The following is a 14,632-nucleotide window of genomic DNA, read 5'->3' on the forward strand; positions in this document are numbered from 1 at the left end:
CCACCATGGAACTACTTGACCATCTGAGCCTCGGCTTCGGCACAGCGTTCACGTTGCAGAACCTGCTCTACGCCTTCATCGGCTGCATGCTGGGCACGCTGATCGGCGTGCTGCCGGGGGTTGGCCCGACGGCGACCATCGCGATGCTGCTGCCCGCCACGTACGGGCTGCCGCCGGTGGCCGCGCTGATCATGCTCGCCGGCATTTACTACGGTTCGCAGTACGGCGGCTCCACGACCGCCATCCTGGTGAATTTGCCGGGTGAAGCGTCGTCCGTGGTAACGGTCATCGACGGCCACAAGATGGCCCAGAACGGCCGCGCGGGGGCCGCACTGGCGGCAGCGGGCCTGGGCTCGTTTTTTGCCGGCACCGTGGCTACGCTGGTGCTCGCGGCATTCGCGCCGCCGCTTACCGAGATCGCCCTCACATTCGGGCCCGCCGAGTATTTCTCCCTGATGATCGTTGGCCTGATCGGCGCCGTGGTGCTGGCCTCGGGCTCGCTCCTCAAGGCGCTGTGCATGGTGGTCACCGGCCTGCTGATCGGGCTGGTGGGCACGGACGTCAATTCCGGTGTGGCGCGCTTCTCGTTCGATATCCCCGAGCTCACAGACGGCATCAGCTTCATCGCGATCGCGATGGGCATCTTCGGCTACGGCGAGATCATCGCCAACCTGGCCAAGCCGGACCAGCAACGGGAAGTGTTCACCGCCAATGTCAGCGGGCTGTGGCCGACAGCGCAGGACTTCCGCGACATGACGCCCGCGGTGCTGCGCGGCACTGCCCTGGGCTCGGCGCTGGGCATTCTTCCGGGCGGGGGCTCGCTGCTGTCGGCTTTCGCGTCGTACACGATCGAGAAGAAACTCAAACCACGGCCAGGGGAAGTGCCGTTTGGCCGCGGCAACATTCGAGGCGTGGCGGGCCCCGAAGCGGCCAACAACGCGGGCGCGCAGACTTCGTTCATTCCGCTGTTGACGCTTGGCATCCCTGGCAATGCGGTCATGGCGCTGATGGTCGGCGCGATGACCATTCACAACATCCAGCCGGGTCCGCAGGTCATGACCAGCAACCCTGAACTGTTCTGGGGGTTGATCGTCTCGATGTGGGTCGGGAACCTGATGCTCGTCATCCTGAACCTGCCGCTGATTGGTCTGTGGATCAAGCTATTGACCATTCCGTACCGCTGGCTCTTCCCGGCCATCGTGCTGTTCTGCGCCATCGGCGTCTATTCCACGAACAACAACACCTTCGACGTCTGGATACTGGGGTGGTTCGGCATCGTGGGTTACATCTTCTACAAGCTGGAATGCGAACCGGCACCCTTGCTGCTGGGTCTGATTCTGGGTCCGATGATGGAGGAATACCTGCGCCGCACGCTGCTGATTTCGCGGGGCGACTGGGGCGTCTTCGTGTCACGCCCGATCTCTGCCACGTTGCTCGTTGCGGCCTTGGTGCTGCTGGCTGTTGTGTTGCTGCCAAGTGTGAAGAAGGGTCGCAAGGAGGCCTTTGTCGAAGAGGGCTGATGGTGCGCCTGTTGGCTTCCGTTGAGAACTGACCCACTGGGTGTTCCACTGTTGATTCATCAGCACAACTGAGCCAAAAGTCCAAGGGTCAAAAATGACGGCATCAGAACGTCGAGCGATCAATGGCGGGCCATGAGTGGGCCATGGATGGGCCATGGATGGGCCACAGGAAATGTTCAAGAGGGCTTCTGACTCTTGCCCATCGAGCTTCTCGGGGCCCAATGCTCTTGCCGAATGAGTGGCATCGGATTCACGCGACTTCGGCATGGGCCACGAAAGGCTGACGTAAGTCGATGATTTTGGTGCGGCTGGCGGGGATCGAACCCACGACCCTCGGCTTCGGAGGCCGATACTCTATCCACTGAGCTACAGCCGCAACCACCTGAATTCTATCAGGCGAAGGATATTTGAAAGGTCTGTGCAGAGGGGCTTGGCTATAATCGAAGGCTGTTCCGACCCCTTCCACGCGGGCAAGCTCCGTCGGTTTGTTGACCCGCCTTGCCACCCCTTGAGGACACCATGAGCGACCACGCGCACGAACACCACACCGGCCCGATCAAGACACCTTCGCAGTTGCTGTGGACGTCGTTCTTCGCATTTGTCGCTCCCATCTTCATCATCATCGGCCTGGTCTATTTCGTGACCACGGGCAACAAGCCCGCCATGGGCGCGGGCGACCCCGAACTGGCCATTGCGCAGCGCATTCAGCGCGTGGGCACGGTTGAACTGCGCGACGCCAACCGTCCACTGGCCACGGGTGAGGCGGTTTACGCCGCCCAATGCGTGGCCTGCCACGCCGCCGGTGTGGCTGGAGCGCCCAAATTCGGTGACGCAGCCGCCTGGGCGCCTCGCATCGCCACCGGGTACGAAGCCTTGCTGACGTCAGCACTCAAGGGCAAAGGCGCGATGGGCGCTCAAGGTGGTGGCGCCTACCGCGACGCGGAGATCGGCCGTGCCGTGGTGCACATGGCCAATGCCGCTGGTGGCAAATTTGCTGTGCCCGAGGCGGCCCCCGCCGCCGCGCCGGCTGCAGCTCCCGTTGCGGCACCGACTGCCGCGCCAGCACCAGTTGCTGTGGTCGCAGTTGCGCCAGCGGCTCCAGCGCCGGCAGCCAGCGCCACGGTGGCCGCTGGCGCGGGTGAAGCGCTCTACAAGCAAGCATGTTCGGTCTGCCACGTGGCCGGTGTGGCTGGTGCGCCCAAGTTCGCCGACAAGGCTGCCTGGGCTCCACGCGTGGGCCTGGGTCTTGAGGGTCTGACTGCGAGCGTGATCAAGGGCAAGGGCGCCATGCCGCCCAAAGGAGGCACCGCCGCATCCGACGCAGACATCAAGGCGGCCGTGCAGTACATGCTGGCTGCGGTGAAATAGATCCGCAACCTCGGTGCAACTGAAAAGCCGGCTTCAAGCCGGCTTTTTTGCGTGTGGTGGTTGGGGGCTGCGCACGAACCGGCCCCGGGTGGGCAAATCGGCGGCCAACACGCCCTGCGGGGACCACAAACGGGCATCCACAAGATCGGCGGCCTGCACCATGTCGGCGCTGTGCACCAAGCCAATGCCGAGATCGGTCACCAGGTACAGCTTGCCGGTTTCGTCGAGCAGACTGTCCTGCACATGCACCAACACGCCGGTGTGGCTGAGCACGCGTCCATCGGGCTGAAGACGCCAGATCCACGGTGTGGCTTCGAGCTCCACGTAGACACGCTGAGGTCCGTTCTGGAAGTACCACTGCCCTTCGTCATCGGGCGCGTAATTGCGCTGAATGAAGTCGATCAGTTTTTCATGCCGCAACAGCGAGCCCTTGCTCGCGGGAAACGCGCCGGCGGCCTGCACGCGGTCGTCGCGCATGTACCAGTTGCCACGCGCATCCAGTCCAAGCCAGCCGAAGCAGTTGGGTACGTTGGGCCACTTGGCCATGGCGGCCTTGACGATGTCGTCCATGGATGTCCGATCAAAGGTGGGCGAGCAACCAGTGTCCCACGGCTTCGGGCATGGCGCGCACATGGCCAGGCACGCCGAGCGCCCCGTGCGAGACGGGAAAGCCCACATGACCTCCCTGCGCCGGCTGCCACAAGGTCACGTGCCGGCCGACTTGTTGCGGTGTCGGCAGGGACACCGCAGGAACGAAAGGATCGTTGCGTGCATTGAGCGCCAGCGCGGGCACACGGATCTGGTGCAACACAGGTTTGGCCGAGGCCCGCGACCAGTAGTCCTGCGTGTCGCGAAAGCCGTGCAGGGGCGCGGTGAACAGGTTGTCGAATTCGAAGAGATTGCGCGCGGCCAGCAGTGCATCGCGGTCAAACAGACCGGGATGCTGTTCCAGTTTCTTCAAGGCCTTGGGCACCATGCTGCCCAGGAACATGCGGGTGTAGACCAGTCGGTTGAAACCGCGCCCGATGGCGTGGCCGCCAGCGGCCAGATCGAGCGGAGAACAGACAGAGGCCACGGCCCGGACATGCTGACTGGCCGACGCTCCCATTTCGGCTGCCCAGCGCATGAGCGCATTGCCACCGAGCGACACACCGACAGCAAGCAGGGGCCGCCCGGGGTTTTCGGCGGCAAAGCGCTTGAGGATCCAGTTGATCTCTTCGAAGTCACCCGAGTGGTAGGCCCGCGGCGCGCGGTTGAGCTCACCCGAGCAGCCGCGGAAGTGGGGCACGGCGAAGGCCAGTCCGTTGGCCGCTGCAAAGTCGGCGAAGGCCACCGCATACTGGCTGGCTGACGAGCCCTCGAGTCCGTGGAACAGCACCAGCAAGGGCGCACCCGTGGGTGAAGCGTGCTGCGCCTGATCGACGTCGATGAAGTCGCCATCGGGTGCAATCCAGCGACTGCGCGTCCACCGGGGCACGGGGCCGAAATGTCGACGGCTGGCCAACGCGGCCCACAAGGTCTGCGCATTGCCACCGGGCAGCCACCACGGTGCGGCGTAGGGAAAGCCGTCAGGTTTCAATGCAGTATGGGCTTGGCGGTGAGGACTTCGGGTGGCTCGGTGCGCATGCCCGGGCTGGCGTGGTGCGCCACCATGCGCCAGCCTTGCGCCGTCTTGGCATACACGTTGGTGGCCACCACCCAGGCATGTTGAAAGCCATCGTCGCTCATCACGGCCACACGCTCGACCACGCTGTGCACACTGCAGGCACCTGCGTCCAGGCGCCGCACTTTTTCGGGTGTGGCCTGCACGCTGCCATTGGAGAACATGGCCTCGAACGCCGAGCGCACCGCTGCGTGGCCCACCATCCGTGGTCCGCCTGGGTGCACGCACACGATGTCGTCCTCGTCGGCCCAGCAGGCCATGAGGCGTTCGATATCGGCGTGTTGCAGAGCGTCGTAGAACGCGGCTTCCGTGTCGTCGGGGGAGCCCGGCGGGAGTTTGGGTTTTCGCATGCGCCGTATTTTGACGGCAGCGCCGATCTTGCGCGAACGATCGCACCGCCCAGTGCCACGCCGCGGGGGTATAGTCCCGCAGATTCAAGGCTCGACCAGAGCCTCAGCATGAACGGCCCGCCGGCCATTGGAGGTTTTATGCACACATCCTTGCGCTCCGTCACCACCTGGGTTGCCGCCCTGTTGCTCTCGTTCAGCCTCACGGGCTGCGGCTACAACGACTTCCAGAGGCTGGACGAACAGACGCAATCGGCCTGGTCCGAGGTGCTCAACCAGTACCAGCGCCGTGCCGACCTGATCCCCAACATCGTGGCCACGGTCAAAGGCGAGGCCAACTTCGAGCAGGAGACGCTCACGCGCGTGATCGAGGCGCGCGCCAAGGCCACCAGCATCCAGGTGACGCCCGAGACACTGAACGACCCGGCCGCCATGCAGCAGTTTCAGAACGCGCAGGGAGAGCTGGGCAGTGCGCTGAGCCGCCTGATGGTGGTGGTGGAGCAGTACCCCAACCTCAAGGCCAACCAGGGCTTCAGCGACCTGCGCGTGCAGCTGGAAGGCACCGAGAACCGCATCACCGTGGCACGCAACCGCTACATCCAGACGGTGCAGGAATACAACGTGCTCTCGCGCAGCTTTCCCACCAACCTCACCGCCATGGTGTTCGGCTATGGTCCCAAGGCCAATTTCCAGGTGGCCAACGAAGCGGCCATCTCCGCACCGCCCACGGTGGACTTCAAGAAGCCATGACGCGCTTCTGGGCCCGGTGCCTGATGGCGCTGGGACTGTGGTGGGTGGTGGCCTTCGCGTCGGCCCAGGGTCTGGTGCCCGTGCCGGCGCTGACTGCGCGTGTGATCGACCAGACCGCCACGCTGGACGCCGCGAGTCTTGCCGCCATCGATGCCAAGCTGGCAGCGTTCGAACAATCCAACGGCTCGCAAGTGGTGGTGTTGATGGTGCGCACCACCGCCCCCGAAGACATCGCCGATTTCACCCAGCGCGTGGGCGATGCCTGGAAGATCGGGCGGGCCGACGTGGGGGATGGCGCGTTGTTCGTGATTGCCAAGGACGACCGGCGTTTGCGCATCGCCACGGCCAAAACGCTCGAAGGTGCGATCCCCGACCTGATGGCGCGCCGCATCCTCGACAGCGTTGTGACACCGGCGTTTCGCCAGGGCGATTACGCGGGCGGCATCCATGCCGGCGTCGACCAGATCCTGGCGCGCATCCGCGGTGAAGAGCTGCCCCTGCCCGATGCGGCGGCGGCGCAACGAGCGGCGGGCTCCAGCAATTTTGAGTGGATGGACGCACTGATCTTCCTCGTGTTTGCCGTCCCCATGCTCTCGGGCTTGCTGCGTGGCATGTTCGGCAACAAGCTCGGCACCGTGTTCACCGGAGTGGGCGCGGGTGCGCTGGCCTGGGTGCTCACCACCGTGCTCTGGGTGGCCATCGGCGCCGGCTTGCTCGGCATGCTCGCGGCGCTGTTCATGCAGTTCCTGCCAGCGGCTTCCATGGGCAGCTCAGGCCGTGGGGGCCGCGGCGGGGGTTGGGGTGGCGGTGGTTTCGGCGGAGGTGGTTTTGGTGGCGGCCGCGGTGGCGGCGGATTCAGTTCCGGGGGTGGCGGCAATTTTGGAGGCGGTGGCGCCTCGGGCGGCTGGTGAACATGAACAAGCTGCTGCGCATCTTCAAGCACCGCTGGATGGACCGCTCGGACACCGTGCGCGCGGTGCCCGACGACATGGCCGAACGCATCGCACGCCGCGTGGCGGCCAGCGAAGGGCGTCACACGGGCGAGGTCCGACTGTGTGTTGAAGCCTCGCTGCCGCTCAGCTACCTTTGGCGCATGGGATCGGCAACACCCCTGCCCGCCGTGGTGCGCGAACGAGCCCTGACCTGGTTCGGGCGTCTGCGCATCTGGGACACCGAGCACAACAACGGCGTACTCATCTATGTGCTGCTGGCCGAGCACGCCATCGAGTTCGTGGCCGACCGTGCGCTCTCGCGCCGCGTGAGCCCGGTGGAGTGGCAGTCCATCGTCGATCGGCTCGCTTCGCGCCTGCGTGCGGGGGAATTCGAGGACGGCCTCACGCAGGCGCTGGAAGAGGTGTCCGCCTTGCTGGTGGCGCATTTTCCAGCCGATGTCGGGACCGAGCGCCCCAACGAGCTCCCCGACGCGGTTGTTCGCCAGTAAACCGAGCCAGCGGCTCAGCCGCCCATGCGTTTGTCCAGCGGACTGCGGCTGTTCATCACCACCTGCAGCTCCTGCTGCAAGGCCTTGTTCATCTGGGCAAAGGTCTTGAGCTTGCGGGTGGTTTCGCGCAAGCGGTCGGCCATGCGCTTGGAGATGGCCAGCAGCAAGCGCGACCCCAGGCGAGGATCTTCCTTGAGCAGTCGCATGAGCGCGGTGCGCGAGAGCACGGCGGCGGCGATGTTGGTGTTGGCGGTGCAGGTGGCCGAGCGCGGCGCACCGTCGAGCACACCCATCTCACCAATCAGGTGGCCCGGTCCCATGATGTTGACCACCATGCTTTCGTGCAAGCCAGGCAACTCGTTCTCCACGGCGATGTCACCTTCGAGCACCAGCAGCATGTAGTCGGTCTGCCGGACCTCCCCCTCCTGGATGATCACCGTGCCCGCCTTGATCAGCTTCGGTCGCATGTAGCCCACCACCTTGAGGGCATCACCCAGCGTGAGGTCGGCCAGGGCCGAGGGTGTGACCAACAACCGCGCGGCCACCTCTTCGGGCGCCAGTTCCGGACTTTGAAAAATCGATGACATCGTCTGCCTTTGTTCGCACTCACATGGTATTCGGTTACATGTTGCAGCGAACAACAGGCAAAAAAAAGACCGGCCTGCAGCCGATCTTTTCACGCGGAGCAGACCGAGGCCTGCGCGCTCACTTCTTCTGCCGATATTTGCGCAGTGCAGCGATCTGGGCCGCCATGACCGCCAGCTCCGAAGTGGCCTTGGCCAGATCGATGTCGCTCTTGGCGTTCTTCAAGGCTTCTTCAGCCTGCTTGCGGGCATCAAGGGCCTTGGCTTCGTCGAGGTCCTTGCCACGGATCGCTGTATCGGACAACACCGTGATGTGGTGCGGCTGCACTTCCAGAATGCCACCGGCCACGAACACGAACTCTTCTCCGCCGTCGGCTTTTTCGATGCGCACGGCACCGGGCTTGATGCGGGTGATGAGCGGAATGTGACCGGGCAAGATGCCCAGCTCGCCCGCTTCACCCGGCAGGGCCACGAACTTGGCTTCGCCGGAAAAGATGGAAGCTTCGGCGCTCACCACATCGACGCGGATGGTGCTCATAGGGTCTCCTGTTGAAAATGGCTGGAAAGCAAGCAGCGGGGCGACCGGCAAAAGCCAGTCGCCGCCTTAGCTGGCTCAGGCCATCTTCTTCGCTTTCTCAAAGGCTTCGTCGATGGTGCCGACCATGTAGAACGACTGCTCAGGCAGGTGATCGCACTCGCCAGCGGTGATCATCTTGAAACCACGAATGGTTTCGGCCAGCGTCACGTACTTGCCGGGCGAACCGGTGAACACTTCCGCCACGTGGAACGGCTGCGACAGGAAACGCTGGATCTTGCGCGCGCGGGCCACGGCCAACTTGTCTTCCGGTGCCAGTTCGTCCATGCCCAGGATGGCGATGATGTCGCGCAATTCCTTGTAGCGCTGCAGGGTGTTCTGCACGGCGCGGGCGGTTTCGTAGTGCTCTTGACCCACGACCAGTGGATCCAGCTGGCGGCTGGTGGAGTCCAGAGGATCGACCGCGGGGTAGATGCCCAGCGAAGCGATGTCACGGCTCAGCACCACGGTGGAATCCAGGTGAGCGAAGGTCGTGGCGGGAGACGGGTCGGTCAAGTCATCAGCTGGCACGTACACGGCCTGGATGGAGGTGATCGAGCCGACCTTGGTGGAGGTGATGCGCTCCTGCAGACGGCCCATCTCTTCGGCCAGCGTGGGCTGGTAGCCCACGGCGGAAGGCATGCGACCCAGCAGGGCGGACACTTCGGTACCGGCCAGCGTGTAGCGGTAGATGTTGTCCACGAAAAACAGCACGTCACGGCCTTCGTCGCGGAACGACTCGGCGATGGTCAGACCGGTCAGGGCCACGCGCAGGCGGTTGCCTGGAGGCTCGTTCATCTGGCCGTACACCATGGCCACTTTGGACTCACCCAGGTTCTCCAGATTCACGACGCCGGAGTCGGCCATCTCGTGATAGAAGTCGTTGCCTTCGCGGGTGCGTTCACCCACACCGGCGAACACCGACAGACCGCTGTGGGCCTTGGCGATGTTGTTGATGAGTTCCATCATGTTCACGGTCTTGCCCACGCCGGCGCCACCGAACAGACCCACCTTGCCGCCCTTGGCAAACGGGCAGATCAGGTCGATCACCTTGATGCCGGTTTCCAGCAGCTCCTGCGAAGGCGACAGCTCGTCATAGGCCGGGGCCTTGCGGTGGATGGAAGCGGTGAGCGCCTGGTCAACCGGACCGCGCTCGTCGATGGGCGCGCCGAGCACGTCCATGATGCGACCCAGCGTGGCCTTGCCCACGGGCACCATGATCGGCTGGGCGGTGTTGGTCACCACCATGCCGCGGCGCAGGCCGTCGGACGAGCCCAGCGCGATGGTGCGGACAACGCCGTCGCCCAACTGCTGCTGGACTTCCAGCGTCAAGGCAGAGCCTTCCATTTTCAGGGCGTCGTACACGCGGGGCATCTGGCTGCGTGGGAATTCCACGTCCACGACGGCGCCGATGCACTGAACGATCTTGCCCTGAACACCGGTGTTCATTTGTGCGGTAGCTTGAGACATGATGGGTACCTTTTCGTTTCTCGGATTCTGTTGGGCAGCTGCTTCAGACCGCTGCGGCGCCGGCTACGATTTCCGAAAGCTCTTTCGTGATCGCAGCCTGGCGCGTCTTGTTGTAGACCAGCTTGAGTTCGCTGATGACGCTGCCGGCGTTGTCGGTGGCGGCCTTCATGGCCACCATGCGCGCGGACTGCTCGGACGCCATGTTTTCGGCCACGGCCTGGTAGACCTGGGCTTCCACGTAGCGCAGCAACAGCTCATCAATGACGGCCGGTGCATCGGGTTCGTAGATGTAGTCCCAGTCGCGGCCACCGGCCCCGTTGTGCAGCGTGCCCGCATTCAGCGGCAACAGCTGCTCGACCACCGACTCCTGCTTCATCGTGTTGATGAATTTGGTGTAGCACACGTAGACGGCGTTGACGCGACCTTCGGTGTACGCATCCAGCAGCGTCTTCACCGGGCCAATCAGCTTGTCCAGGTGCGGGGTGTCGCCCAGACCGGTCACGCTGGAAACCACCTTGGCGCCGATGCGGTTCATGAACGCCAGGCCCTTGTTGCCGATGGCGACCACTTCAGCCGTCTGTCCCCGGGCTTGCAGGTCCTTGAGCTGGGTGGTCACCGCACGCAAGACGTTGGTGTTCAAACCGCCGCAGAGACCCTTGTCGGTCGTCACCACCACGAAACCGGCGACCTTGGAGTCGTTGGTCTGCATGAAGGGGTGCGTGTACTCGGGGTTGGCTCGGCTCAGGTTGCCGGTGATCTGGCGCACTTTCTCCGCGTAAGGCCGGGCCGCACGCATGCGTTCCTGCGCCTTGCGCATCTTGGAGGCGGCGACCATTTCCATGGCTTTGGTGATCTTCTTGGTGTTCTCCACCGATTTGATCTTGCCGCGTATTTCCTTGCCTGCTGCCATTGTGTTTCCTCTAAGAAGTCAATGGGCCGGATCAGTAGGTGCCGGTTTTCTTGAAGTCAGCAATGGCTGCTGCCAGTTGGGCTTCCGCGTCCTTGTCCATGGCCTTGTCGTTTTCCAGCTTGGCAAGCAGGGCTGCATGCTTGTCCTTGAGGAAAGCGTGCATGCCGTTTTCGAACGAGAGCACCTTCTTGACTTCGATGTCGTCCAGGTAACCCTTGTTCACGGCGAACAGCGTGGACGCCATCAGACCGATCGACTGTGGGCTGTACTGGGCCTGCTTGAGCAGTTCGGTCACGCGGGCACCGCGGTCGAGCTGCTTGCGGGTGGCTTCGTCCAGGTCGGAAGCGAACTGCGCGAACGCAGCCAGTTCACGGTACTGGGCCAGGTCGGTACGGATACCGCCGGACAGGCTCTTGATCAGCTTGGTCTGGGCAGCACCACCAACGCGCGACACCGAGATACCGGCGTTGATGGCAGGGCGGATACCGGCGTTGAACAGGCTGGTTTCCAGGAAGATCTGGCCGTCGGTGATGGAGATCACGTTGGTCGGCACGAAAGCGGAAACGTCACCGGCCTGCGTTTCGATGATGGGCAGTGCGGTCAGCGAGCCGGTCTTGCCCTTGACTTCACCCTTGGTGAAGGCTTCGACGTAGTCGGCGTTCACACGAGCGGCACGCTCGAGCAGACGGCTGTGGAGATAGAACACGTCGCCTGGGTAGGCTTCGCGGCCTGGTGGGCGGCGCAGCAGCAGCGAGACTTGGCGGTAAGCCACAGCCTGTTTGGACAGGTCGTCGTACACGATCAGGGCGTCCTGGCCGCGGTCGCGGAAGTACTCGCCCATGGTGCAGCCAGAGTAGGCCGACAGGTACTGCATGGCAGCGGATTCGGAAGCCGAAGCGGCCACGACGATGGTGTATTCCATCGCGCCAGCCTGCTCCAGAGCGCGCACCACGTTCTTGATCGACGAGGCCTTCTGGCCGATCGCGACGTAAACGCAGGTCATGTTCTGACCCTTCTGGTTGATGATCGCGTCGATCGCCACAGCGGTCTTGCCGGTCTGGCGGTCGCCGATGATCAGCTCGCGCTGGCCACGGCCCACCGGCACCATCGAGTCGATAGACTTCAGGCCGGTCTGCACCGGCTGGTCCACCGATTTGCGGGCGATCACGCCGGGTGCCACCTTCTCGATCACGTCGGTCATCTTGGCGTTGATCGGGCCTTTGCCGTCGATCGGAGCGCCCAGGGCGTTGACCACACGGCCAATCAGCTCGGGGCCGACCGGCACTTCCAGGATGCGGCCCGTGCACTTGACGGTCTCGCCTTCGGAAATGTGCTCGTACTCACCCAGAATCACGGCGCCCACGGAGTCGCGCTCCAGGTTCAGCGCCAGGCCAAAGGAAGGCACGCCGTCCTTGTTGGCCGGGAATTCCAGCATCTCGCCCTGCATCACATCGGACAGGCCGTGGACGCGGACGATACCGTCGGTCACCGACACCACGGTGCCCTGGTTGCGCACATCGGTCGATGTGCCCAGTCCCTCGATGCGGGACTTGATCAGTTCGGAAATTTCGGCGGGATTGAGTTGCATGACTCTTTCCTTCTTTCGTTAAATGGTGAGCAGGCGGGCGCGGGGTGACAGCGGTCAGGCCGCGGTCAGGACGGTTTTCATGTGTTCCAGGCGGGCTTTGATCGAGGTGTCGAGCACTTCGTCGCCCACCACCACGCGAATGCCGCCGATCAGCTCGGGCTGCAGTTCGACCTGGAGGTTGAGCTTGCGGGCAAAGCGCTTTTCCAGCACGCCGGAGAGATCGGCCAACGCGGCGCTGTCGATCGCAAAAGCGCTGTAGACCACCGCATCAAAGGCACCTTGCTGCGCGTTCTTCAAGGCGCGGAACTGATCCGCGATTTCAGGCAGCGCGGCCAGACGGCCGCTGTCGATCACGGTGCGCAGGAAATTCTGCGCCATCGCGGGCAGGCTCGTCTTGATCACACCGGTGACCAGGCTGAACACCTGTTCGGGCGTGGTCCTGGGGTTGTCGGCGTATTGGCGAAGCTGCTCATCGGCAGCCACCGACGCCAGCTCGTCGAGCCAGGCGGCGGTGCCTGCCGCACCAGAGCCAGAGGCCTGGAACAGCGCTTCCGCATATGGGCGGGCAATGGTGGCGATTTCGGCCATGGTTTACCTTTGAATGCCGTGTCGGTGGATCAAAGCTCGGTCTTCAGGCGACCCAGCAACTCGGCGTGAACGCCGGCGTTGACTTCGCGCTTGAGGATCTGCTCGGCACCCTTGACGGCCAGCGCGGCGACTTGCTCGCGCAGGGCTTCGCGGGCCTTCACGACCTGCTGCTCGGCCTCTTGGTGAGCGGCAGCCACGATCTTGGTGGCTTCATCGGTCGCACGCGCCTTGGCCTCTTCGATCACGGTTTGCGCACGGCGCTCGGCATCGGCCAGACGGGTAGCGGACTCGTTGCGCGACTTGCTCAACTCCTCTTCCACCCGCTTGTTGGCCACGGCCAGTTCGGACTTGGCTTTTTCAGAAGCCGCCAGCCCTTCGGAAATCTTCAACGCACGCTCATCGAGCGCTTTGGCAATCGGGGGCCACACGAATTTCATCGTGAACCACACCAGGATCGCAAAGACGATGGCTTGCGCAAAGAGGGTTGCATTGATGTTCATCGCAACGCCTTTCTGTGTGTTGACAAGAGTGGTGACGCACTTGTTGCCCAAGAGCGCGGAGGAAGGCCAGACAGATCAGGGGTTCTGATCACGGCCCACACACGCGCCGCCTCGGGCAGCAAACCCGATTACAGCGTGAAGGGGTTGGCGAAGGCGAACAGCAGGGCAATGGCCACGCCGATCAGGAAGGCGGCATCGATCAGACCGGCCAGAATGAACATCTTGGTCTGCAGGTCGTTCATCAGCTCGGGCTGACGGGCCGACGATTCCAGAAATTTGCCGCCCATCAGCGCGATGCCGATGGATGCGCCGATGGCGCCCAGACCGACGATGAGACCGCAAGCCAGTGCGACAAGACCCAGAACGTTTTCCATGATGACTCCTATGAGATGAACGAAAGTTGAGAAAAGGAAAGAGAGAAACGAGAACTCAGAGCGAGGACAGGCCGCGCAGATCAGTGAGCGTCATGCGCCTGCCCGAGATAAATCAGGGCCAGCATCATGAAAATGAACGCCTGCAAGGTGATGACCAGAATGTGAAACAAGGTCCATACCGTGCCTGCGATCACATGTCCAACGAAGAAAAGTCCACCACCGAGCGACAGAGAAGCAAAGCCTCCCAGCAACGCGATCAGCATGAAGACCAACTCACCCGCGAACATGTTTCCGAACAACCGCATGCCGTGGGAGACCGTCTTGGCCACGAACTCGATCATTTGCATCAGGAAGTTGACCAGGCCCAGCAGCACCGCCCAGATGGGGTTCTTGCTGGTGCCGAAGGGTGCGGTAACGAGTTCGTGCGTCCAGCCGCCGATGCCCTTGATCTTGATGTTGTAGAACAGGCACATCATCAATACGGAAACGGACAGGCCGAGCGTGGTGGAGAGGTCGGCGGTGGGCACCACGCGCAGGTAGTCGGGGTAGCCCATGGCAGGGCCGGCGGCATGCCAGATGGAAGGCAACAGGTCAACCGGCAGCATGTCCATGAAGTTCATCATGAAGATCCAGACAAACACCGTCAGCGCCAAAGGCGCCACCAGCTTGCGGCTGTGCGCGTTGTGAATGACCGCCTTGGCCTGCGTGTCGACCATTTCAACCAGCATCTCCACGGCCGCCTGGAACCGACCAGGAACACCGGCGGTGGATTTGCGAGCGGCAAGCCACAGCACGAAGCAGACCAGAGCACCGATCAAGGAACTCACGATCACCGAGTCGATGTTGATGATCGAAAAGTCGACGATCGACTCTTGCTTCTTGTTGGACAAATGAACCAAGTGGTGGCGGATGTATTCGCCAGGGGTCAGAGCGCTGCCTTCAGTTGCCATGTTCG

17 protein-coding genes and 1 tRNA gene are annotated in these 14,632 nt (G+C 63.2%); 5 read left to right on the top strand and 13 right to left on the bottom strand.

Going from position 1 to position 14,632, the window contains the following annotated elements:
• The first annotated feature begins 5 nt into the window (after positions 1-5).
• Positions 6-1,520, top strand: a complete 1,515-nt coding sequence (locus ASE11_RS04200) for a tripartite tricarboxylate transporter permease (RefSeq protein ID WP_056266634.1) — start codon at positions 6-8, stop codon at positions 1,518-1,520.
• Between the two features lie 300 nt (positions 1,521-1,820).
• Here the strand turns inward: ASE11_RS04200 and ASE11_RS04205 are convergent.
• Positions 1,821-1,896 (bottom strand) — tRNA-Arg (locus ASE11_RS04205).
• Positions 1,897-2,039: 143 nt separating this feature from the next.
• Here ASE11_RS04205 and ASE11_RS04210 point away from each other — a divergent pair.
• Positions 2,040-2,888: a c-type cytochrome gene (locus ASE11_RS04210; protein WP_056266637.1), complete on the top strand. Its 849-nt coding sequence runs from the start codon at positions 2,040-2,042 to the stop codon at positions 2,886-2,888.
• Between the two features lie 33 nt (positions 2,889-2,921).
• Here the strand turns inward: ASE11_RS04210 and ASE11_RS04215 are convergent, their stop codons facing one another.
• The 3 genes from ASE11_RS04215 to ASE11_RS04225 are packed head-to-tail and all read right to left on the bottom strand — an operon-like array spanning position 2,922 to position 4,901.
• Positions 2,922-3,458 (bottom strand): DUF2946 family protein, encoded by a 537-nt coding sequence (locus ASE11_RS04215; protein ID WP_056266640.1) that lies wholly within the window; start codon positions 3,456-3,458, stop codon positions 2,922-2,924.
• Positions 3,459-3,468: 10 nt separating this feature from the next.
• Positions 3,469-4,467: a YheT family hydrolase gene (locus ASE11_RS04220; RefSeq protein ID WP_056266643.1), complete on the bottom strand. Its 999-nt coding sequence runs from the start codon at positions 4,465-4,467 to the stop codon at positions 3,469-3,471.
• Positions 4,464-4,901, bottom strand: coding sequence for a YybH family protein (locus ASE11_RS04225; protein WP_056266646.1), 438 nt, complete (start codon positions 4,899-4,901; stop codon positions 4,464-4,466). Before ASE11_RS04225 ends, ASE11_RS04220 begins: the two co-directional genes overlap by 4 nt.
• Before the next feature lie 138 nt (positions 4,902-5,039).
• Between ASE11_RS04225 and ASE11_RS04230 the strand changes: the two genes are divergently transcribed.
• Genes ASE11_RS04230 through ASE11_RS04240 form a run of 3 tightly spaced genes read left to right on the top strand, consistent with a single transcriptional unit; the run spans position 5,040 to position 7,089 of the window.
• Positions 5,040-5,648, top strand: coding sequence for a LemA family protein (locus ASE11_RS04230; RefSeq protein WP_056266651.1), 609 nt, complete (start codon positions 5,040-5,042; stop codon positions 5,646-5,648).
• Positions 5,645-6,559: a TPM domain-containing protein gene (locus ASE11_RS04235; protein ID WP_056266654.1), complete on the top strand. Its 915-nt coding sequence runs from the start codon at positions 5,645-5,647 to the stop codon at positions 6,557-6,559. The genes ASE11_RS04230 and ASE11_RS04235 overlap by 4 nt, the downstream gene beginning before the upstream one ends.
• 2 nt (positions 6,560-6,561) lie before the next feature.
• Positions 6,562-7,089, top strand: a complete 528-nt coding sequence (locus tag ASE11_RS04240; RefSeq protein WP_056266658.1) for a TPM domain-containing protein — start codon at positions 6,562-6,564, stop codon at positions 7,087-7,089.
• Positions 7,090-7,103: 14 nt separating this feature from the next.
• Here the strand turns inward: ASE11_RS04240 and ASE11_RS04245 are convergent, their stop codons facing one another.
• The 9 genes from ASE11_RS04245 to atpB all read right to left on the bottom strand — a co-directional run bounded on the left by ASE11_RS04245 (position 7,104) and on the right by atpB (position 14,627).
• On the bottom strand, positions 7,104-7,676 hold the full coding sequence (locus ASE11_RS04245) for a cyclic nucleotide-binding domain-containing protein (RefSeq protein ID WP_056266660.1): 573 nt from the start codon (positions 7,674-7,676) through the stop codon (positions 7,104-7,106).
• 118 nt (positions 7,677-7,794) lie between these two features.
• The gene (locus ASE11_RS04250; RefSeq protein WP_056266665.1) at positions 7,795-8,211 is read right to left on the bottom strand and encodes a F0F1 ATP synthase subunit epsilon; all 417 of its coding nucleotides are present in this window, start codon (positions 8,209-8,211) and stop codon (positions 7,795-7,797) included.
• A gap of 75 nt (positions 8,212-8,286) precedes the next feature.
• Positions 8,287-9,717 (bottom strand): F0F1 ATP synthase subunit beta, encoded by a 1,431-nt coding sequence (gene atpD, locus ASE11_RS04255; RefSeq protein WP_056266669.1) that lies wholly within the window; start codon positions 9,715-9,717, stop codon positions 8,287-8,289.
• 43 nt (positions 9,718-9,760) lie between these two features.
• Entirely contained in the window at positions 9,761-10,627 is an 867-nt protein-coding gene (atpG, locus tag ASE11_RS04260) for a F0F1 ATP synthase subunit gamma (protein ID WP_056266673.1), read from the bottom strand.
• 31 nt (positions 10,628-10,658) lie between these two features.
• The gene (gene atpA / locus ASE11_RS04265) at positions 10,659-12,215 is read right to left on the bottom strand and encodes a F0F1 ATP synthase subunit alpha (RefSeq protein WP_056266677.1); all 1,557 of its coding nucleotides are present in this window, start codon (positions 12,213-12,215) and stop codon (positions 10,659-10,661) included.
• 54 nt (positions 12,216-12,269) lie between these two features.
• On the bottom strand, positions 12,270-12,803 hold the full coding sequence (locus ASE11_RS04270) for a F0F1 ATP synthase subunit delta (protein ID WP_056266682.1): 534 nt from the start codon (positions 12,801-12,803) through the stop codon (positions 12,270-12,272).
• 29 nt (positions 12,804-12,832) lie between these two features.
• Entirely contained in the window at positions 12,833-13,303 is a 471-nt protein-coding gene (locus ASE11_RS04275; protein ID WP_056266864.1) for a F0F1 ATP synthase subunit B, read from the bottom strand.
• A gap of 128 nt (positions 13,304-13,431) precedes the next feature.
• Positions 13,432-13,677 carry a F0F1 ATP synthase subunit C gene (gene atpE / locus ASE11_RS04280; protein ID WP_009519254.1) on the bottom strand — a complete coding sequence of 82 codons (246 nt, stop codon included), beginning with the start codon at positions 13,675-13,677 and terminating at the stop codon, positions 13,432-13,434.
• An 80-nt stretch (positions 13,678-13,757) separates the two neighbouring features.
• Positions 13,758-14,627, bottom strand: a complete 870-nt coding sequence (gene atpB / locus ASE11_RS04285; protein ID WP_056266686.1) for a F0F1 ATP synthase subunit A — start codon at positions 14,625-14,627, stop codon at positions 13,758-13,760.
• Between the last annotated feature and the right edge of the window lie 5 nt (positions 14,628-14,632).

The organism is Hydrogenophaga sp. Root209, assembly GCF_001428625.1.
Taxonomy (GTDB): Bacteria; Pseudomonadota; Gammaproteobacteria; order Burkholderiales; family Burkholderiaceae_C; genus Hydrogenophaga.

Bases quoted from the DNA above. Each gene is read 5' to 3' on its own strand.
- ASE11_RS04200 (WP_056266634.1), top strand. From the start codon at position 6: ATGGAACTACTTGACCATCTGAGCCTCGGCTTCGGCACAGCGTTCACG.
- ASE11_RS04210 (WP_056266637.1), top strand. From the start codon at position 2,040: ATGAGCGACCACGCGCACGAACACCACACCGGCCCGATCAAGACACCT.
- ASE11_RS04215 (WP_056266640.1), bottom strand. From the start codon at position 3,458: ATGGACGACATCGTCAAGGCCGCCATGGCCAAGTGGCCCAACGTACCC.
- ASE11_RS04225 (WP_056266646.1), bottom strand. From the start codon at position 4,901: ATGCGAAAACCCAAACTCCCGCCGGGCTCCCCCGACGACACGGAAGCC.
- ASE11_RS04230 (WP_056266651.1), top strand. From the start codon at position 5,040: ATGCACACATCCTTGCGCTCCGTCACCACCTGGGTTGCCGCCCTGTTG.
- ASE11_RS04235 (WP_056266654.1), top strand. From the start codon at position 5,645: ATGACGCGCTTCTGGGCCCGGTGCCTGATGGCGCTGGGACTGTGGTGG.
- ASE11_RS04240 (WP_056266658.1), top strand. From the start codon at position 6,562: ATGAACAAGCTGCTGCGCATCTTCAAGCACCGCTGGATGGACCGCTCG.
- ASE11_RS04245 (WP_056266660.1), bottom strand. From the start codon at position 7,676: ATGTCATCGATTTTTCAAAGTCCGGAACTGGCGCCCGAAGAGGTGGCC.
- ASE11_RS04250 (WP_056266665.1), bottom strand. From the start codon at position 8,211: ATGAGCACCATCCGCGTCGATGTGGTGAGCGCCGAAGCTTCCATCTTT.
- atpD (WP_056266669.1), bottom strand. From the start codon at position 9,717: ATGTCTCAAGCTACCGCACAAATGAACACCGGTGTTCAGGGCAAGATC.
- atpG (WP_056266673.1), bottom strand. From the start codon at position 10,627: ATGGCAGCAGGCAAGGAAATACGCGGCAAGATCAAATCGGTGGAGAAC.
- atpA (WP_056266677.1), bottom strand. From the start codon at position 12,215: ATGCAACTCAATCCCGCCGAAATTTCCGAACTGATCAAGTCCCGCATC.
- ASE11_RS04270 (WP_056266682.1), bottom strand. From the start codon at position 12,803: ATGGCCGAAATCGCCACCATTGCCCGCCCATATGCGGAAGCGCTGTTC.
- ASE11_RS04275 (WP_056266864.1), bottom strand. From the start codon at position 13,303: ATGAACATCAATGCAACCCTCTTTGCGCAAGCCATCGTCTTTGCGATC.
- atpE (WP_009519254.1), bottom strand. From the start codon at position 13,677: ATGGAAAACGTTCTGGGTCTTGTCGCACTGGCTTGCGGTCTCATCGTC.
- atpB (WP_056266686.1), bottom strand. From the start codon at position 14,627: ATGGCAACTGAAGGCAGCGCTCTGACCCCTGGCGAATACATCCGCCAC.